17 protein-coding genes are annotated in these 18,286 nt (G+C 72.8%); 12 read left to right on the top strand and 5 right to left on the bottom strand.

Going from position 1 to position 18,286, the window contains the following annotated elements; translation table 11 throughout:
• Positions 1–29: 29 nt before the first annotated feature.
• The 5 genes from CHR28_RS09670 (at position 30) to CHR28_RS09650 (ending at position 4,051) form a co-directional block, all read left to right on the top strand.
• Positions 30–248 carry an MbtH family protein gene (locus tag CHR28_RS09670; RefSeq protein WP_094053103.1) on the top strand — a complete coding sequence of 73 codons (219 nt, stop codon included), beginning with the start codon at positions 30–32 and terminating at the stop codon, positions 246–248.
• A 40-nt stretch (positions 249–288) separates the two neighbouring features.
• Complete coding sequence (locus tag CHR28_RS09665; RefSeq protein WP_094053102.1) at positions 289–1,356, top strand: TauD/TfdA family dioxygenase; 1,068 nt, start codon at positions 289–291, stop codon at positions 1,354–1,356.
• Positions 1,353–2,357, top strand: a complete 1,005-nt coding sequence (locus CHR28_RS09660; RefSeq protein ID WP_179272366.1) for an ABC transporter ATP-binding protein — start codon at positions 1,353–1,355, stop codon at positions 2,355–2,357. The genes CHR28_RS09665 and CHR28_RS09660 overlap by 4 nt, the downstream gene beginning before the upstream one ends.
• Before the next feature lie 14 nt (positions 2,358–2,371).
• Complete coding sequence (locus CHR28_RS09655) at positions 2,372–3,127, top strand: ABC transporter permease (RefSeq protein WP_094053100.1); 756 nt, start codon at positions 2,372–2,374, stop codon at positions 3,125–3,127.
• Positions 3,128–3,241: 114 nt separating this feature from the next.
• Positions 3,242–4,051: an LppX_LprAFG lipoprotein gene (locus CHR28_RS09650; RefSeq protein ID WP_094053099.1), complete on the top strand. Its 810-nt coding sequence runs from the start codon at positions 3,242–3,244 to the stop codon at positions 4,049–4,051.
• Positions 4,052–4,097: 46 nt separating this feature from the next.
• On the opposite strand, the gene CHR28_RS09645 is transcribed toward CHR28_RS09650, so the two are convergent.
• On the bottom strand, positions 4,098–4,811 hold the full coding sequence (locus tag CHR28_RS09645) for a response regulator (RefSeq protein WP_094053098.1): 714 nt from the start codon (positions 4,809–4,811) through the stop codon (positions 4,098–4,100).
• A complete protein-coding gene (locus CHR28_RS09640) occupies positions 4,808–6,091 on the bottom strand; it encodes a sensor histidine kinase (protein WP_094053097.1) in 1,284 nt (427 codons plus the stop codon). The genes CHR28_RS09645 and CHR28_RS09640 overlap by 4 nt, the downstream gene beginning before the upstream one ends.
• A gap of 222 nt (positions 6,092–6,313) precedes the next feature.
• Here CHR28_RS09640 and CHR28_RS09635 point away from each other — a divergent pair, with 222 nt between their 5' ends.
• The 5 genes from CHR28_RS09635 (at position 6,314) to CHR28_RS09615 (ending at position 11,536) form a co-directional block, all read left to right on the top strand.
• Positions 6,314–7,006, top strand: a complete 693-nt coding sequence (locus CHR28_RS09635; protein WP_094053096.1) for an ABC transporter ATP-binding protein — start codon at positions 6,314–6,316, stop codon at positions 7,004–7,006.
• A complete protein-coding gene (locus CHR28_RS09630) occupies positions 7,003–9,420 on the top strand; it encodes an ABC transporter permease (protein WP_094053095.1) in 2,418 nt (805 codons plus the stop codon). Before CHR28_RS09635 ends, CHR28_RS09630 begins: the two co-directional genes overlap by 4 nt.
• Positions 9,421–9,539: 119 nt before the next feature.
• Positions 9,540–10,418, top strand: coding sequence for an SCO6745 family protein (locus CHR28_RS09625; protein ID WP_094053094.1), 879 nt, complete (start codon positions 9,540–9,542; stop codon positions 10,416–10,418).
• A 79-nt stretch (positions 10,419–10,497) separates the two neighbouring features.
• Positions 10,498–11,109: a flavodoxin family protein gene (locus CHR28_RS09620; RefSeq protein WP_094053093.1), complete on the top strand. Its 612-nt coding sequence runs from the start codon at positions 10,498–10,500 to the stop codon at positions 11,107–11,109.
• Between the two features lie 181 nt (positions 11,110–11,290).
• Positions 11,291–11,536 (top strand): DUF5133 domain-containing protein, encoded by a 246-nt coding sequence (locus CHR28_RS09615; protein WP_094053092.1) that lies wholly within the window; start codon positions 11,291–11,293, stop codon positions 11,534–11,536.
• A 7-nt stretch (positions 11,537–11,543) separates the two neighbouring features.
• On the opposite strand, the gene CHR28_RS09610 is transcribed toward CHR28_RS09615, so the two are convergent.
• Entirely contained in the window at positions 11,544–12,128 is a 585-nt protein-coding gene (locus CHR28_RS09610; protein ID WP_094053091.1) for a DUF305 domain-containing protein, read from the bottom strand.
• Positions 12,129–12,184: 56 nt separating this feature from the next.
• Positions 12,185–13,120, bottom strand: a complete 936-nt coding sequence (locus CHR28_RS09605; protein WP_094053090.1) for a DUF1996 domain-containing protein — start codon at positions 13,118–13,120, stop codon at positions 12,185–12,187.
• Positions 13,121–13,394: 274 nt separating this feature from the next.
• Between CHR28_RS09605 and CHR28_RS09600 the strand changes: the two genes are divergently transcribed.
• Together CHR28_RS09600 and CHR28_RS09595 are read left to right on the top strand one after the other, a co-directional pair.
• Complete coding sequence (locus CHR28_RS09600) at positions 13,395–14,396, top strand: LacI family DNA-binding transcriptional regulator (protein ID WP_094053089.1); 1,002 nt, start codon at positions 13,395–13,397, stop codon at positions 14,394–14,396.
• Between the two features lie 155 nt (positions 14,397–14,551).
• Positions 14,552–16,477: a lectin gene (locus CHR28_RS09595; protein WP_094053088.1), complete on the top strand. Its 1,926-nt coding sequence runs from the start codon at positions 14,552–14,554 to the stop codon at positions 16,475–16,477.
• A 73-nt stretch (positions 16,478–16,550) separates the two neighbouring features.
• On the opposite strand, the gene CHR28_RS09590 is transcribed toward CHR28_RS09595, so the two are convergent.
• Positions 16,551–18,269, bottom strand: coding sequence for a glycosyl hydrolase family 28-related protein (locus CHR28_RS09590; RefSeq protein WP_094053087.1), 1,719 nt, complete (start codon positions 18,267–18,269; stop codon positions 16,551–16,553).
• Positions 18,270–18,286 lie beyond the last annotated feature (17 nt).

The raw sequence follows: 18,286 nt of genomic DNA, 5'->3' as shown, positions 1-18,286 counted from the left end.
TCAGACCCGAGGAAGAAGGAAACACAGCCATGACGAACCCCTTCGAGAACCCCGAGGCCACCTACCTGGTGCTGGTCAACGACGAGGGCCAGCACTCGCTCTGGCCGTCCTTCGCCGAAGTCCCGGCCGGCTGGGAGGTCGCACACGGGGAGGACTCGCGCGACGCCTGCCTCGCCTACGTCGAGGAGCACTGGACCGACATGCGCCCGAGGAGTCTGGCGCGGGCCATGGACGGGGCGGCTTCCTGACGCGTCGGCACGGACGCACCGGATCGTGAGGAGGACCGTTTTGCCTACGCACCGACCCCCCGTCGCCGGCGGCGTCGAGGAGGTGACGTTCACGCTGACGGCACAAGAGAGGGACCAGTTCCGCAAGGTCGCCGCCGAGGTGGCCGACGGGCTGCCCCACCCGGGCCTGGCCGACCCGGCGCTGCTGGACGACCCCGGCGTGCTCGCGGACATCGAGATCGCGGCGCGCTGGCTCCCGCCGCGCCTGGCCCGGGAGCTCAGCCGCTTCCGCACGCGGGGCAACGCGCACGGCACCCTGATCGTGCGGAACCTGCCGGTCGACGACGACCTGCCGCCGACGCCCGCCGACGGAGTGGCACCGGACTGGGCGCGGCTGCCGCTGGCCACCGTGGCCCAGCTCGCCACGGTGTCCTGGCTCGGGGACGTCATCGCCTACGCGGACGAGAAGTCCGGCCGCCTCGTCCAGGACATCGTGCCGGTCCGGGGTGCCGAGCGCCGGCAGGAGAACAGCGGCAGCGTGATGCTCGAACTGCACACCGAGGACGGCTTCCACCCCTTCAAGCCGGACTTCGTCACTCTGCTGTGTCTGCGCGCCGACCACGAGCGCCGCGCGCTCACGTCCACCGGCGCGATCACCCGGGCGCTGCCCCGGCTGTCGGCCGGGTGTGTCGCGACGCTGCGCCGGCCGTCGTTCCGGATCCGCCACAGCAGCTCGTTCAGCGGCGCGGGCGCGGGCGCGGGCGCGGGCGTAGGCGAAGGCGCTGTCTCGATGCCGCTGCCCGTGCTGTCCGGGCCGGACACCGAGCCCGAGCTGACCGCCGACTTCCACGCCATGGAAGCGGACGACGAGACCGCGGCCCGGGCCCTCGACGAACTGCGGGACGCCATGCTCGCCGTCCTGGTGGGCACGGTGCTCGACGCGGGCGACCTCATCGTCGTCGACAACCGGGCCGCCGTACACGGCCGCACCGGATTCCGGCCCCGCTACGACGGCCAGGACCGGTGGCTGCGGCGCTGCTTCGCCGTCGCCGACCTGCGCAGGTCCCGCGGCCTCAGGACGTCCGGGTCCCACGTGTGCGCACCCCTGCCGGCGGAGGGACGCCCGTGACGACCGGCCCGCTCGTCGGCGCGGCGGGGTCCGGCGCCGCCGCCCGGGCGCCGGGGGAGGCCGCCCCGGCGGTGCTCGCCGTGCGGGACCTGCGCAAGTCCTACGGCGAGTCGCCCGTCCTGCGCGGCGTCGACCTGGAGGTCCGGGCCGGGGAGATCGTGTCCCTGCTCGGGCCCAACGGCGCCGGCAAGTCGACCTTCGTGTCGATCGTGGCCGGGCTGCGCCGGGCCGGCTCCGGCTCGGTCACCATCGCCGGCGTCGACGCGATCGCGCAGCCCCGGGCGGCCCGGCGGATGACCGGCCTGGCACCGCAGGACCTGGCCGTCTACCCCGTGCTGAGCGCACGCCACAACCTGCGTCTCTTCGGCGAGTTGGCCGGCCTGCGCGGCAGGGAGCTCTCCCGGCGCATCGACGAGGTGGCCCGGGCGCTGCGCATCGAACCACTGCTGAACCGGCCCGCGGGCCGGCTCTCGGGCGGCCAGAAGCGCCGCGTGCACACCGCGATGGCGCTGCTGCACCGGCCGCGGCTGCTGCTGCTCGACGAGGCGACCGCGGGCGCCGACGTCGAGACCCGCACGTACCTGCTCGACGTGGTGCGCGAGCTGGCGGCGGACGGCTCGGCCGTCGTCTACTCCACCCACTATCTCCAGGAGGTGGAGATGCTCGGCGCGTCGGTCGCCCTGCTCGAAGCCGGCACCGTGATCGCCCGCGGCCCGGTCCGGGACCTGGTGGCCGGGCACTCCACCCCGGCAGTGGAGTTCCGGTTCGCCGGACCGGCGCCGCTCGTGGTGGCCGAGCCGGGCCGTGAGGACTTCGCCGTCCGCCGGGGCGACCTGCTGCGCATCGTCACGCCGGACCCGGCCGCCACGATCGCGGCGACGATCCCCGCCCTGGGCGAGGACGCCGGGCGGCTGCGGGGCGTGGAGATCGTGCAGGCCAGTCTGGAGACGGTGTACCTCGCCCTGACCGGACGCCGGTACGCCTCCGGCGGGCCGTCGTGAGGGGCCGCGCCGGCGTGGCCATCCTGCGCCACGAACTGCGGATCATCGGCACCATGCCGGGCACGACCCTGTTCGGGATCGCGATGCCGATCGTGCTCGCGGCCCTGACGCAGGGCCTGTTCACGAGCGCCGTCCCGGCCGGCAGCGCCGACGGCACCGGCGGCGCCGAACTCGCCGTCCCCGGCATGGCGGTGGCCTTCGCCGCCCTCGGCGCCGGGCGGTCGGGCTTCGCGTTCTTCCGCGACTACGGCTGGGGCACCTGGGACCGGCTCCGGGCCAGTCCGGCCTCGACCCTGGACATCGTCGTGGGCAAGGTGGCGCCCTGGGTGCTCATGTCGCTGGTGCAGATGCTCGGGCTGTTCGCCGCCGCGACACCCCTGCTCGGCTTCCGGGTCTCCGGCTCCTGGCCGGCCCTGGTCCTGGTGGTGTCCGCCACCGCGCTGTGCCTGTGCACCTTCGGCGCGCTGATGACCGCCGTCTCCCGCACCTCCCAGCAGCTCAACTCGATCAGCGGCGTCTGCGGGCTGGCGTTCGCGGCACTCGGCGGAGCCCTCGTCCCGCTGTCCGCCCTCCCGGACTGGGTGGGTACCGTCGCCCCCGCCTTCCCGACGTACTGGGCCGTGCGCGGACTGCACGCGGTCGTCCTCGACCAGGGAGGCCTGCCCGACGTGGCCGCCCCGACGGGAGCGCTGCTCGCCTTCACCGCCCTGTTCGCCCTCCTGACGACGGCCCGGTTCCGCGCGGGGGAGAGCAAGGTGTACTGGGGATGAGCGGCACGGCCGGCGCCCCATGTCGTTCGCACTGCTGTGCGTGACTCCGTAGGATCTCGGCGCGAGGCGATGCCGCAGTGGTCGTGTGCTCGCTCAGGAAACCCGGAGAACCCCATGCGCCGTCCCTTCGTGCTCGCCGCTGCCGCCGCGCTGCTGTGCGCCGGCTGCTCCACGGCCGACGCCGGAACCGGCGGCGACTCCGCCGCCGCCTCACCGTCCGCCGAGGCGTCTTCCGGCCCCCGGTCCACCGTGCGAGCGGCCGTCGCGGCGCTCCGCGAGAGCCGTGCCGCGTTCCGCCAGGAGATCGAACTGGAGGGCGAGAGGAAGGTCTACGGCCTCACCGTGACCGGAGACTTCGACTTCGCCGCGGACCGGGGCCATCTGGCGCTCGACCTCCCCGGCGGCGCCATCGACCACAGCGACCAGGTCTTCGCGGACGGCAGGATCTACCTCAGCGGGGTCCAGGGCATCGGCGAGGACACCTGGGGGGTCATGGACCGGGACCGGGCGGAAGCCCACTACCTGCTGCGGGCCCCGCTCAACGACCCCGAGCACCTCCTGCAGCAGATCGCCGCGATGCGCGAGGTCTCCCGGGAGGGCGAGGAGAACGTCCAGGGCGTACGCACCGTGCGCTACCGAGGCATCCTCGACCACCGGACGCTCACCTGGCGCATGGCCCCGGACACGCGCACCACGATGCAGCAGGCCCGCGATGCCCTGGGCGGCGACCTCCCGGTCTTCGCCGACGCCTGGATCGACAGCCGGGGGCGGCTGGTGCAGACCCGCACGCAGGTGAACATGTCCCGTACGCGGTCGACGCTGACCATGAGCCTGTCCGACATCGGCGAGCCGGTCCGCGTGACGGTTCCGCGAGCGGCGGACACGGTGCCCGTCAGCGAGGTCGGCGGCATCCTGAACGGCTGAGCCCCGGCGGTCAGGGGGCCGCTCCCCGCCCGGGGCCCGCGCCTTGTCAGGGCGCCTGCTCCTCGTCAGGGCGCTGAACGCCCCCGCCCGGGGCGATCAGCCCCGACTCGTAGGCGAAGACGACCGCCTGGACCCGGTCGCGCAGATCCAGTTTCGACAGGATGCGGCCGACATGGCTCTTGACCGTCGTCGGGCTGAGGAACAGCCGGGAGGCGAGCTCGCCGTTGCTGAGGCCCGTGGCGAGCAGCCGGAGCACTTCGAGTTCGCGCGGGGTCAGGGCGGACAACTCGCGGTGCGGGGCGATGGTCCGCGGCTCGTCCGGGCGGGCGAACCGCTCGATCAGCCGCCGCGTGATCGTCGGCGCGAGGAGAGCGTCGCCGGTCCGCACCAGGCGCAGGGCGGCCACGAGGTGTTCCGGGGAGACGTCCTTCAGCAGGAAGCCGCTGGCACCGGCCGTCAGCGCGGCGTAGACGTAGTGGTCGAGGTCGTACGTGGTGAGGATGACGACCCGCGTTCCACCGGGCCCGGCGTCCCCGACGATGCGCCGGGTGGCCTCGATGCCGTCCATCTCCGGCATCCGGATGTCCATGAGGACGACGTCGGGCCGCGTACGGCGCACCGCGGCGACGGCCTCGGCCCCGTCGGCCGCCTCGGCCGTCACCTCGATGCCGTCCGCGGCCAGGATCATCCTGAAGCCGGTGCGCACGAGGGCCTGGTCGTCGGCGATGACGGCGCGCAGCGGCGTCCGTTCCCCGGTCATGCCGCGCTCCACGGGATGCGGGCCGCCACCCGGTAGCCGCCGGCCGGTGTCGGACCAGCCGTCAACTCGCCCTCGTAGACCGCCAACCGCTCGCGCAGCCCGATGTGGCCGCGGCCGGTGCCCCGCACCGGCGGGGAGTCCCCGGTGCCGCCGGTGTCCGTGACCTCGATCTCCAGACAGGTGCCGGTGTGTCCGACGATGACGGACGCCCGTGCGCCGCGGGCGTGCTTGAGCGTGTTGGTCAGTGCTTCCTGTACGACGCGGTACGCCGCGAGATCCACCCCCGGCGGCAGCGACACCGTGACGTCCACGGGCGTACCGGCGGCCCGCACGCGGGCGACGAGCGCGTCCAGCTGCGCGAGCCCGGGCTGTGGCTCCAGGCCGTCGGGCCGTTCGTGGTGCGGTCCGGCCAACAGGCCCATCACGTGGCGCAGTTCGGCCATGGCGGCCCGGCCGCCCGCTTCGACGGCCAGCAGTGCCTGTTTCGACTGCTCGGGCGCCTTGTCCATCACTGTGCGGGCCGCGCCGGCCTGGATCACCATCACGCTCACATTGTGGGTCACCACGTCGTGCAGCTCGGCGGCGATGCGGGCACGCTCCTCCTCGACGGCGCGGCGGGTGGCCTCCTCCTGCGCGGCCTGCAGCTCCACGACCCGCTCCCGGCCGGCGGCCAGCCGCAGTTGCAGGAAGCGAACCAGGCTGGCCAGCATTCCCGCGACCAGGAGCACGAAGCCCGGGCTGGACCATCCGGGCAGCAGAGGATCCGCGTTGCGGAAGGCGAAACCGGACAGCGCGGCGGCACCGACCAGCACCACGATGGCCGCTGTCCGGTACCGGCTGTAGACCACGGCGCTGTAGGCGCCGACGACACAGGCCAGCACCGTGATCCAGGAGGCCGAGCCGCCGACCGCCAGTGCCCCGGCCAGCATCACCACGAACGCGGTCAGCGGATACCGGCGCCGTGCCGCCAGCGGCAGCGTCGACAGGACGACCAAGGGCCAGGAAACGGCGGTTGGTTCGGCCTCCGGGGGAAGCCGGCCGGGGCCGGGCGGCGAGGGCGGGGCCGGGATCCCCGTCGCGGGGTCCACCGAGGGGGGCTCCAGGGACACCGGCCCCTCACCGGGATACCGCACCGCCACGAACAGCGCGACGACGGTCATCACGCACGCCAGCACCACATCGGCCCGCACGGCCGACCGGGACAGCGGTGCGGCCGCTGCCTCCGGACGCAGCGCGTCGACGAGTTGCCGAGGCCGGCTGTGCCGGTCTTCCGTCTCCATCCGTGCATTGTGCTGTGCCGCGCGCCCGCCCCGCGTCCGCCTGCCCGCCCAACGGCATTGCCTCACAGGCCTCCTCCTCAGGTAGGAGTCCGCGGCGGAATCCTCCGCGGGAACGAACCGATGTCGGTTCCACGGCCGAGGCGCCCCGGGGCACGGCACGCCTAGGTTCGCGGCGCAGGCAACGGCACGTGCCGCTCGCGACCGCCAGAACGGACAACCCTCATGCAGCAAGTGATCGAACTGAAGGGCGTGGCCAAGCGCTACGACAGCGCCGGTGCGCCGGTGCTCGGACCGCTCACCCTCGACGTCGCCCAGGGCGAGGCCCTGGCCGTCACGGGCCCTTCCGGCAGCGGCAAGTCCACGCTGCTCCACCTCGTCGCCGGCCTGGACCAACCGACCGACGGCACGGTGACCGTGGCGGGGCGACGGATCGACCGGCTGAGCGAGCGCGCCCGCGCCCGGTTCCGTCGCGAACACATCGGCATGGCCTTCCAGTTCTTCCATCTCCTCGACGACCTCACCGTCACCGACAACATCCAGCTCCCGGCCCGGCTGGCCGGCGCCGGCCGACGTGACGCCGCGGCCCGCGCGGATGAGCTCATGGAGGCGCTCGGCATCCGGAAACACGCACGCGCCTATCCGGGGCGGCTGTCCGGAGGCGAACGCCAACGGGTCGCTGTCGCCCGGGCCTTGGTCAACCGGCCCGCGCTGCTGCTCGCCGACGAGCCCACCGGCGCGCTCGACAGCGCCTCGGGCCACGACGTCCGCGAGCTGCTGCGGGAGCTGCACCGCGCCGGCCAGACCATCGTGCTGGTGACGCACGACCTGACCCTGGCGGAGGCCTGCGCGAGCCGCACCGTTCACCTCGTCGACGGCCGCATCGCCCTCGACTCCCGTGCGCAGGCCGTCCGATGAGCCTGTTCGGCACCGGCGCGATCGGCCGGATCGTCCGCTCCGGGGTGGGCCGGCGGCGGGTGCAGACCGCGGTGATCGCCGTGGCCACGATGATGGCCGTCGCGTCGGCCGTCGTCGCCGGGTCGCTGATGGTCGCCGCGACCGCACCCTTCGACCACGCCTTCGAACGACAGCGGGGTGCGCACCTCACCGCCCTGTTCGACCCGGCCCGGACGATTGCGGCGCAGCTGGCCGGAACCGGGAAGCGGGCCGGTGCCACCGCAACCGCGGGGCCGTATCCGTCCCTGGTGTTCCGCCCGGTGGACCGGGCGGGCTTCCGGCTGCCGGCGCTCACCCTGGCCGGGCGTCCCGGCCCGGGCGGCGCGGTGGACCGCCTGGATCTCAAGTCCGGCCGCTGGGCCCGCGGTTCCGGCGAGATCGTGCTCGACGCGTCCTTCGAGGGGCCCGCCCTCGGCATCGGCGCCACCGTCAGGGCCGGGGACACCGCGAACGCCCTCACGCTCACCGTCGTCGGCTTCGCCGTGTCGGTCAGCCGGACCGCCCAGGCCTGGGCCACGCCCGCGCAGGTCGCCGCACTGGCCCCGGCGGGCAGCCCCGTCACGCGTCAGATGCTCTACTGCTTCGACTCCGCGGACACGAAGGAACAGATGCGTGCCGCCCGGGAGAGGCTGACCGGCTCCGTGGGCGCCCGGGCACTGCTGGGCACCCAGTCCTGGCTGGACACCAAACGCGCCGCCGAGCAGGGAGCGGCGGCGACCGTCCCGTTCGCGACGGCCTTCGGCCTGCTCGGCCTCGTGATGTCGGTGATCATCGTCAGCGGTGTGATCAGCGGTGCGGTCGGCACCGGCCTGCGCAGAATCGGCATCCTCAAGGCCATCGGCTTCACCCCGGGCGAGATCGTCCGCGCCTACGTGGCGCAGGCGATGCTCCCGGCCGGTGCCGGCATCGCCCTGGGAGTCGTCCTGGGCAACCTCCTGGCGGTGCCGCTGCTGTCGGAAACCGAGGCGCTCTACGGCAACATCCCGCTCGCGGTGGCCTGGTGGGTGAACGTCACGGTTCCGGCCGCCGCCTCGGTCGTCGTGGGACTCGCGGCACTCGTGCCCGCACTGCGGGCGGGAGGACTGCGCACGGTCGACGCCCTCGCGGCCGGCGGATCGCCGCGCACCGGACGCGGCCAGTGGGCACACCGGCTGACGGGGCTGCTGCCCCTGCCGCGACCGGTGACCTACGGTCTCGCCACCCCCTTCACCCATCCGGTCCGTACCCTCGCGATGCTGCTCGCGGTGGCGTTCGGCACGGTCGCGGCGACGTTCGCGGTGGGCCTGACCTCTTCCCTCACGGCGGTCGGCGCCGCCCAGGACCCCGAAAGCCGTGCCGCGGTCACGGTCACGACCACCCGGGCGAACACCGCCGCCCCTCCGCCGCCTCCTCCAGCACCGGGCGGCCGGCCCGGCCCGCCCCTCGCACACGGCCACGCGGCAGTGCCGTCGCCACGCGAGGCTGCCGATCCGGCGCAGGTGCGGGCCGCCGTCACCGCGCAGACGGGCACCGAGTCGTACTACGCCAAGTCCGAGACCGAGGTCACCGCGGCCGGGATCCCCGAGTCCCTCCAGGCCACCTTGTACGAGGGCGATGCGCGCGGCGGCAGCTACGCGATGATCTCCGGGCACTGGATCACCGGCAGGGGGCAGGTGGTGGTCCCGACGCGTTTCCTGGAACGGACCGGCACCACGGTCGGTGACACGGTGCGGGTGACCCACGAGAAGGAGACCGCGCGTCTGCGGATCGTCGGCGAGTCCTTCGACACCTCCGGCGACGGACTGCAGATCCACGCGGCCCTGGCCGACTTCCCGTCGGCCGAGCCCACCACCTTCCTCGTCGACGTGAAGGCAGGTGTCTCCGCCGACGAGTACGCCCGGAAGGTCGCCGCGGTCGTCCAGCCGCTCGGCGGCGACGCGACCACCAACGCCCCCTCGGGGCAGGAGGGCGTCATCCTCGTGATGTCCGCGATGGCGGCGCTGCTCACGGCGATGCTGGTCTGCGTGGCCGGCCTCGGCGTGCTCAACTCCGTGATCCTGGACACCCGCGAACGCGTCCACGACCTCGGCGTGTGCAAGGCGATCGGCATGTCCCCACGGCAGACCACGAGCCTCGTGCTCGCCCCGGTGACCGCCATCGGGGCGCTCGGCGGGCTGCTGGGCGTGCCGGCGGGATACGCGCTGCACGGGCTGGTCATGCCGGTGATGGGCCGTGCCGCGGGCACCGTCCTGCCGCCGGCGGTCCTCGACGTGTACGAGCCGGTGCAGCTTCTGCTGCTGGGCCTGGGCGGGGCCGTGCTCGCGGTACTGGGCGCACTGGTCCCGGCGGGCTGGGCGGCCGGGACACGTACGGCCACGGCACTGCGCACCGAGTGACGCACGGCGGAGGGAGAGTCGCCGTGCCCGCCCCCGAGGGTTGTTATGACGGTGGTCATGATGGATGCTGCCCCTTGGCGTTCGCCGCAACGGAGCAGTCGAGCCGGGAGGACCGGAAGATGAGCGACAGCGTCGCACGGGCGATGTGGGAGAGGTTCGAACCGGTCCACCAACTGGTCTACTTCACCGCCGAGGTCCGCGAGGCCATGGACGCTCTCGGGCTGCGGGGCTACTGGATGGGCTATTTCGCCCAGCGGGCGGCGCCTCTGGGCCCGGCCCCCGCGTCCGTCGTCTCCAGCTGCTTCTACGTCTTCCACCCGGACCGGGTGGCCAGAGCGCTGCCGGACGCCTGGGCTCTGGCTTCCCCGCAGCAGGTGATCGAGGCGCGCGAGCGAGCCGTGGACGCCGCGATGACCGGCCTCTTCGGTGCCGAGGTCATCGCCTCCGCCGAGCTGGCCGAGGCCGCCGACCTCGCCTGGGAGGCCGCCCGCGCCGCGGACACCGCGGGCCGGGTGCTCGGCGCGGCCAACCAGGCCCTGCCCCGCCCGGCCCAGCCCCACGTCAGGCTGTGGCAGGCCCTGACCACCTTGCGCGAACACCGCGGCGACGGCCATGTCGCCGTGCTGGTGGGCCGTCGTCTGGGGCCGGTCGAGGCACTGGTCCTCAAGAGCGCGACAGGTGAGACCGACGCGGAGTTCCAGCGGCACATCCGGCAGTGGGACGCCGGGCAATGGCGGCTCGCGCAGGCGGAGTTGCGCGGGCGCGGCTGGATCGACGGGGAAGGCCGCCTCACCGGTGCCGGAGCGGCCGCGCACGACGCGATGGAGGCCGACACGGACGACGCGGCGGCCGTGCCGTGGCGGACGCTGGGCGCCGACGGCACCACCCGCCTCGCCCACCTGCTCGAACCGCTCGCCCGACGCGTCCTGGACTCCGGCATCGTGCCGGCCGGCAACCCGGTCGGACTGACGCGGACCACCTGGGGCACCACCGGCTGACCCGGTCGCGGGGGGCGGGCGGATGGTCCGTGCGGGTGCACCCCGAGGCGGTCGGTGCACGGTGGGGTAGGTCCTTCCCATGAAGGCACTGGTGATCAACTGCACCCTCAAGAAGTCCCCCGAGCCGTCCAACACCGCGGCCCTCGCCCAGGTGGTCGGCGAGTGGCTGGCGGAGCACGGCGGCGTGGAGGTGGAGCACCTGCGCGCCGTCGATCTCGATGTCCACCCGGGTGTCGTCAGCGAAGCGGTGGCCGAGGGCGACGACTGGCCCGCCGTCCACGCCAAGCTGGTGCAGGCACAGATCCTGATCATCGCCTCCCCGACCTGGCTGGGCCGGCCGTCGTCGGTGGCCCAGCGCGTCCTGGAGCGCATGGACGCGATGCTCTCCGAGACGGACGACGACGGCCGCCCCGTCGCCTACAACCGCGTCGCGGGCGTCGTCGTCACCGGGAACGAGGACGGCGCGCACCACGTGATCAGCGAGATCAACGGCGCCCTGTGCGACATCGGCTACACGATCCCCGGACAGTCGTGGACCTACTGGCACCTCGGCCCCGGCCCCGGCCCGGACTACCTCGACGATCAGCGGGGGCACGACTGGGCCCACAAGACCGGCCGGGCCATGGCGGCGAACCTGTACGGCACGGCCCGCGCCCTGGCCGCTCACCCCCTGGGCGCCCCGCCGCAGTGACCTCGCGGAGCGGCGAAGGTCGCAGCGCGGCCCGCCCGGCATAACCGGCCGGATGCGGGGGACTAGAAGGTGGCTCGGGGTGCCCGGGGGCAGCCGAGGTGTCACATGACCGGAGTACAGCCAGGTCCTCGTCGTGCGGTCAGCCGCCTGGGGGAAGGGCTCTGAGGGGAGAGGCGTCACCATGATCGTTCCGGCGGAAGGGCAGCTGAGGGCTGCGCTGGCCCGATTCGCTTCTGCTCGTATCGAGCACGACGTGCGCCCCACCGGCCGCACCAGCCGGGCACTCGAAGACGCCACGTACACCCTTTGCGTGATGACCGGATCCCGCACGCCCGAGCAGGCCCTGTCGGCAGCCGACGCCCTGCTCGCACAGTACGGGGCCACCCGGTCGGGTGCCTCGACGGAGGACAAGACGCTGGCCGCATAGAAGGCCGTCAGGCAGGGGGCAGCTGCCGCCGGGCCTCGGCCGCCGAGGTGTCCGTGGCGAGGGCGGCCTTCCGTACGTCGGCGCCGGCCCCGGCCTTCCGTACGGCTGCCGCCAGCTTCCGCGACTGGCCGAGGTGCTCGATCAGCGCGGACCGCAACAGCCGGTCGAAACGCGGACCCCGGGCCGCCCGCAACGCCCGCATCTCCCGCGCGTCGACCATGCCGGGCATGTCGTGCCCCTCGTGCGGGTTGTCGTCGGGTACGCCCCGGGCAGCCAGCAGGGTGCGCAGGACCGCGAGCCGGTCCCGGTGCCGTACGGCGGTCTCGGCCGCCCAGTCCTTCATGCGGGTGCTGCCGCTCCGCTGCGGCGCGAGTTCGAGAATCCGCCTGGCCTGGTCGTCCATGGCGATCGTCAGCTGGAGCCAGCCGACCTCCGTGGCGTTCGGAGCGCCCGGTGAGGTCGCGCCGGCCGCCGGACGTGGTGCGGCCGGATGGGCGGAAGGCGGCGAGGACGCGCACCCCGACACGGCCAGCGCGCAGAGCAGAGCAGCGACGGCGAGGTTCCTCGTACCGCCGCGCGAGGGGTCCGTCATCGCCGCTCCTCGGTTCGTTCGCCGTGTCGGGGCTGATCGGTGGGGCTTCGAAGGGATCAGGAGGGGTTGCCGTCCGCGCCGCACTTGACGATGGCGTTGATGCAGGTGGTGACCCGGCGGGCGAGTTCGTTCTCCGGCCAGGCGTTGAAGAAGTCACCGTGCATCGTGTAGCCGGGCCCGGAAGCCAGTCGCAGTCCCTGGGTGCTCCCCGAGACGGGGTAGCGCAGGACCTGGCGCAGTTTCGGCACCGGCACGGGATGGCTGGCCGGGCAGGCTCCGTTGACCGGGTAGGACATGTGGCTCTTGTGGTCCGCGGAGTCCAGGTTCCTGCCGTCCCAGCACTGCGGGAAGTCCAGGTAGGACTCCAGCATCGATCCGGCCGGGCAGGTCACGAAGTCCTTCGAGGGGTTGACCTCCCCATGGTGCAGGCAGGACCAACGGGCGATCGACGTGGGGTCGTCGACGCCGGTCGACTTGGCGTTGCCGGCCACGATGCGCAGCCCCTGAGGGAACGGACGGATGCGCTGGATGACGTCGTCGCGCACCCCCTCGCCCAGGTAGTAGAAGGTCGTGCCGGTGGGCTCCACGGGCTGGTCGTCGCGGTAGAGCGTGGGCACCCAGTACGACGACGTGTCCACCGCCGGAGCGCAGGTCGAGGACGAGCCGAGCAGGTCGGTGACGTCGGTGTGCGCGTTGGTCACCCGGCTGCCGAAGAAGCTGTGCATGTGGGACGCCCCGGGCAGGCCGGGGAAGACGATCGGATCGTCGGGGAGCCGGTGGCTGTAGGGGCACTCGGCGAGGAACTCCGCCACGCGGACCACCTGAGCGGCCTGCGGCGCGGCGTCGAGTGCGGTGGAGTCCGCATCCGGCCGGGGTGCACCGGCGCCGCTGAACAGGGTGGCGCATAACAGGGCCAGGGCCGCCAGGGCGGTCGGCCAGGCGCGTCGCCTCAGCGGACGGTCCGTGGGCGGGCGGGGGGAAGCTTTCGGCACAGCACTCCTCCTAGGGAAGTGGTGGGGGCTGTCTCCCGGAACCGGTTCCGGAACCGGTTCCGGGTCTGGCGAGAGTGAACGGCACTGTCATGTCGGCGTCAATACTTCTCGTAGTGATCGGTACATTCCGAAGCTCGGACGTCTTCAACGGTTGACGCCGGCACCCGGTGCTCCCTTCCACCGCTCGCGAGGCGCCACGGCCGAGCGCGCCGGTCGACCCGGCGCCGCCGCATAGGGTGTTGCCGTCGGAGCCGGCCGCCGGGGGAGGTATGTCATGCGGGTCACCATCGCGGACGTGGCTCGGATCGCGGGCGTGAGCAAGACGACCGTCTCCCGCGTCCTCAACACGCGGGGCGAGGTGGATCACGCCACACGCGCCCACGTCCGGGAGGTCATCGAGCGGCTCGGATACGTGCCCAGCTCGGGCGCGGTGGGCCTGGCCCGGGGAAGCAGCCGTACGGTCGGCATGCTGGTGCCCTCGCTGACCTGGCCGTGGATGGGGGAGGTCTTGCAGGGCGTCGTCGACACCGTGGAGGAGGCCGGGTTCGGGCTGCTGCTGTTCACCTGCAACCGGGGCACCGACTCGGTCGCACGGTTCACCAGCCAGGTCTCCGCCCGCGCCTTCGACGGACTGGTCGCCGTGGAGCCCGAGGACACCCTGGCCATGCTGACGGCGCTGCACCGCAAAGGGCTCCCCGTCGTGCTGATCGACGACCGCGGCCGCCATCCCGAATTCCCGCACGTCACCGCGGAGAACCGTGAGGGAGGTGCCGCGGCCGCACACCATCTGCTGTCCCTGGAGCGGCACAGGCCTCTCGTCGTCGCGGGGCCCCTGCGCTTCGGCTGCGTCCGTGACCGACTCGACGGCTTCGGCGGCGTGTATGCCGAAGGCGGCCACCCGCTGGACCCCGCGCTCGTGGTGGAGAGCGACTTCACCGAGGCCGGCGGCCGCGCGGCCGTGCGTCGACTCCTCGGCGAAGGCCACACCTTCGACGCCGTCTTCGCCCACAACGACCTCGCCGCCATCGGTGCTCTGGCGGCCCTGCGCGCGGCCGGTCTGCGCGTACCCGACGACGTGGCCGTGATCGGCTTCGACGACATCCCGATGGCCGGCCTGACCCACCCCGCCCTCACCACGGTCCATCAGCCCATGCGGACCATGGGGGAGACGGCGGCGCGGATGCTCCTCGCGCAGTTGACGGGCGAGGAGCCGTCCAGGGCGTCCGCCGTGCTGCCCACGTCCGTCGTCGTCCGCGAGTCCACGGTCGGCCCCTGAACTGTTTCTTCGGCGCTCTTTATTGACGGGTTCATGCCCTGTCAGTTTAATCAGGCCTTAACTTAAGGCAGTTGGACGGTGCCGATCGCCGCACTCGTCCCTTGTCTTCGCCTTCAAGGCGTGAAGGTGAGCACCCCCCACAGAGAGGTCATGCCATGACCCGGCTCCTCAGACTCCCGCTCACGCGCGGAACCCCCGCCCGGCGGCGGCCCGGCGCAGCGACGACCGTCCTGCTCCTGGCCCTGGCCCTGCTCACAGGGCCCGGCCTGACCGCACCGGCCGCGGCGGCGGGGGAGCGCGTCGACGTCTGGCTCACCACGACGTCGGACTCGGCGGGCCGCAACGTCACCCGCGGACTCGCCCAGCAGACCCCCGTGAACTTCGGCTCCCCCGGCGGCAGCGCCGACCAGACGATCAGCGTCAACGAGTCCACCACCTACCAGCAGTTCGAAGGTGGCGGCGCCTCCATCACGGACACCACCGCCCACCTGCTGCGCGGCGGCGCGATCAGCGCCTCGACCCGTGACACCGTGATGCGCCGCCTGTTCTCCCCCACGGACGGCATCGGCCTCTCCTTCGTCCGCAACCCCATCGGGGCCTCGGACCTGTCCCGGCCCGGCCACGTCTCCCTCGACGACACCTGCTGCGACCTCAACGACTTCGGCGCCAACGGCTACGACACCAACGTCCGCCTGCTGACCGTCCAGGCCAAGCAGCTCAACCCCGCGCTGCGCGTCAAGGGCGTGCCGTGGAGCGCGCCGGGCTGGATGAAGGACAACGGCCGCATGGACCAGATGGGCTGGCTGAAGTGGGAGTACTACCCCATGTACGCCCAGTACCTGGTGAAGTACATCCAGAGCTACCAGGCGGCCGGCGTCGACATCGACTACCTCTCGGTGCAGAACGAGCCGAACTGCTGTCAGGCCGGCAACCCCACCGCCATGAACTACCCCGGGATGAGCTGGAACGCCTCCGGGCTGATCGAGTTCACGAAGAACCACGTGTACCCGGCCTTCCGCGCGGCCGGCATCGACACCAAGGTCCTCGTGCACGACTGGAACTACGGGGACTACCCCACCATCGGAGCCCCCATCCTGGCGGACGCCGGTGTGCGTAACGACCCCCTCTTCGGCGGCATCGCCTGGCACGGCTACGCCGGGGACCCCGCCGTGGGCAGCCAGGTGCACGACCAGTACCCGAACGTACGGCACTTCAGCACCGAGCACTCCGGCGGCACCTGGATCGGAAACCAGCACAACGAGGACCTGGCGGACATCATCAACTACGCCCGCAACTGGAGCAGCAGCCTGGTCAAGTGGAGCCTGGCCCTGAACCAGAACATGGGACCGCACAACGGCGGTTGCGGCACCTGCACGGGTCTGATCACCGTCCAGGAGGGCGGGCCGCGTGCCGGGCAGGTGGACTACACCGTCGAGTACTACACCACCGGCCACCTCACCAAGTTCGTCAGGCCCGGCGCACACCGGATCGCCTCCACCGCCGGCACCGCCGTGCCCAACGTCGCCTGGCGCAACCCGGACGGCTCCAAGGCGCTGATCGCGCACAACGGCAGCGCCTCGGCCCGGTCCGTCCGCGTCGACTGGGGCGGCCAGTCGTTCCACTACACACTGCCCGCCCGCACGACCGCCACCTTCACCTGGTCCGGTACGCCGTCGGGCAACCCGGGCGGCGCCACGGGCAGCCTCGTGGGGCTGGCCGGCAAGTGCCTGGACGTCGCCGGCGGCAGCAGCGCCGACGGCACGGCGGTGCAGCTGTACGGGTGCAACGGCTCGACGGCCCAGCGCTGGACGGTCGGTTCGGACGGGACGGTCCGCGCTCTCGGCAAGTGCCTGGACGTCAGCGGGGCCTCGACGGCCGACGGAGCCCGGGTGCAGCTCTACACCTGCAACGGCACCTCGGCGCAGCAGTGGTCGTACAACTCGTCCACCCACGACGTCGTCAACACCGGAGCGGACAAGTGCCTGGACGTCACGGGCAACAACTCCGCCGACGGCACACCCGCCCAGATCTGGACGTGCACCGGTGGGGCGAACCAGAAGTGGACGCTGAACGCGGCCTGACCCACGCGGCCGGGCCCCCGGGGGCCCGGCCTTCCCGCTCACCCGCCGCCCGGTCAGCTCGTCCTGGGCTTCGTCACCGGTCGGAGCCGCGGGCGCGCTGCGCCTCGTACAGATTGCGAGGACGCACCACGTCGGTCGTCCCGTACAGCTCCAGACGGCTGTGCAGGTCACCGGCGAAGTCGGGCGCGTCGATCTGGTCGAACTCACGGACCTCGTTGATGCCGACCGTCGCGGAGAACGGGGCCAGTCCGTCGATCTTCATCAGGCCCGCGCGCCCATTGGTCACACGGATGTTCCAGTGGGTGAACCGGGCCCCGAACAGGGGACCGGCGCTGGCATCACCGCCGTGGCGGCCGTTGTTGTGCACCGTGATATCGGTGCGGACGTTGGCGAAGGGCATGCCGCGGTGGCTGTCGAAGGTCCCCATCCGCATGTCCCCCCTCGACCAGACGTTGTAGGAGGACAGGCCCTCGACATTGATGCCGTGCAGTTGGGTGCCGCCGGGAGCCGGGGTGGTGCGCTCCTCGATGGTGAAGTCCTCGATCAGATTGTCGTGTGAGCCATCGCGGCAGAAGTACGGGTGGTGGGTGCCCCGCCCCGTGACACGGGTGCGGCGCAGGGTGCACGCGGACGCGGCGACCAGACCGAAGCCGTTGTCGGTGTGCCGGACCGTCACGTCGTCCACCCAGCAGTCGTACGCGCACTGCAGCACGACGCCGTTGTACCCCAGGTCGAGCAGATGGGGCCGCTGCGGAGTCTCCACCACCTCCAGGGTCAGCCCCTCGACGCCCGCGCCGGTCAACTCCGGTACGTGCGTGGTGAGCAGCGGCTCCCACTCGGGGCGCAGGTCGAGCGGGAGGGGACGCTCCAGGGTCACCCGCCGCCCCCTGACCCGGGTCACGCGGACGGGCCACTCGTAGGGCACGTACGACAGCAGCTTGCTCTTGTCGCTCCACGTGTAGCCATCGGGGCCGGTGCCGTCGCCCGCCATGCGCTTGAGCAGGGTGTGCCCGGCGTCGTCGGAGAGCCGGAGCAGCACCAGCGCGCCGGGGCGCAGCGTGGCCGGGTCGGCCACCGTCACCGTCGTGTCGCCCCTGCGCGCGGGGGTCACTGCGGTGAGCGTCCGCCATTCGTCACGCCGGTTCCCGGTCCAGCCCTCGAACGGCCACGCCTGCGCTCTGATCGCGGAGGTCAGGGAAGCGAAGCGGGCCTCGGGCGCCAGCCAGATGAGCCCACCCGCCCACGACCAGGACGATTTGTCGCCGCCGTAGCGGGAGCCGTACGCGCCGATGAGCTCGGTGAGGTTCTTCGCCGCGTACAGCGTCGTACGGTCGCTGCCCGCGCCGCGCAGGACGACGTGGGAACGGCCGAGGCGGATCAGGTCGTCGATGCGGAAGGTGCCGGGCGGGATGACGACCGTGCCGCCACCGGCCCTTCCGGCGGCGGCGATGGCACGGTTGATGGCCGGGGCGCAGTCCGTGCGGCCGTCCGCGACGGCGCCGAAGTCGCGGACGTCGGCGACCACCGGGCGGCGGGGCAGCCGCGGCGATCCGCCACGGAAGCCCGCCCGTCCGACGAACGGGATCTGCGGATGCCGGTACGGGTCGCGCGTGAACTCGCCCCACAGCTCCGGCACATGACCGGGTGCGGCGGGAGCGGCGGGCGCGGCGGGCGCGGCGAACGCTTTTCCGCTCCCCGCGAGGGCACCGGCGGCGACGGCCGCGGCCGCGGCACTGCCGAGCAGCGTGCGTCTGCTGATTCCGGGGGTGGTGCCGGACTCGATGCCCTCCATCTCGCCAACCTCCTGAT

The organism is Streptomyces sp. XY006 (genome assembly GCF_002237655.1).
In the GTDB taxonomy this organism is placed as follows: Bacteria; Actinomycetota; Actinomycetes; order Streptomycetales; family Streptomycetaceae; genus Streptomyces; species Streptomyces levis.
The sequence above is the reverse complement of the archived record's forward strand: the minus strand, read 5'-3'. Positions and strand labels throughout refer to the sequence as shown.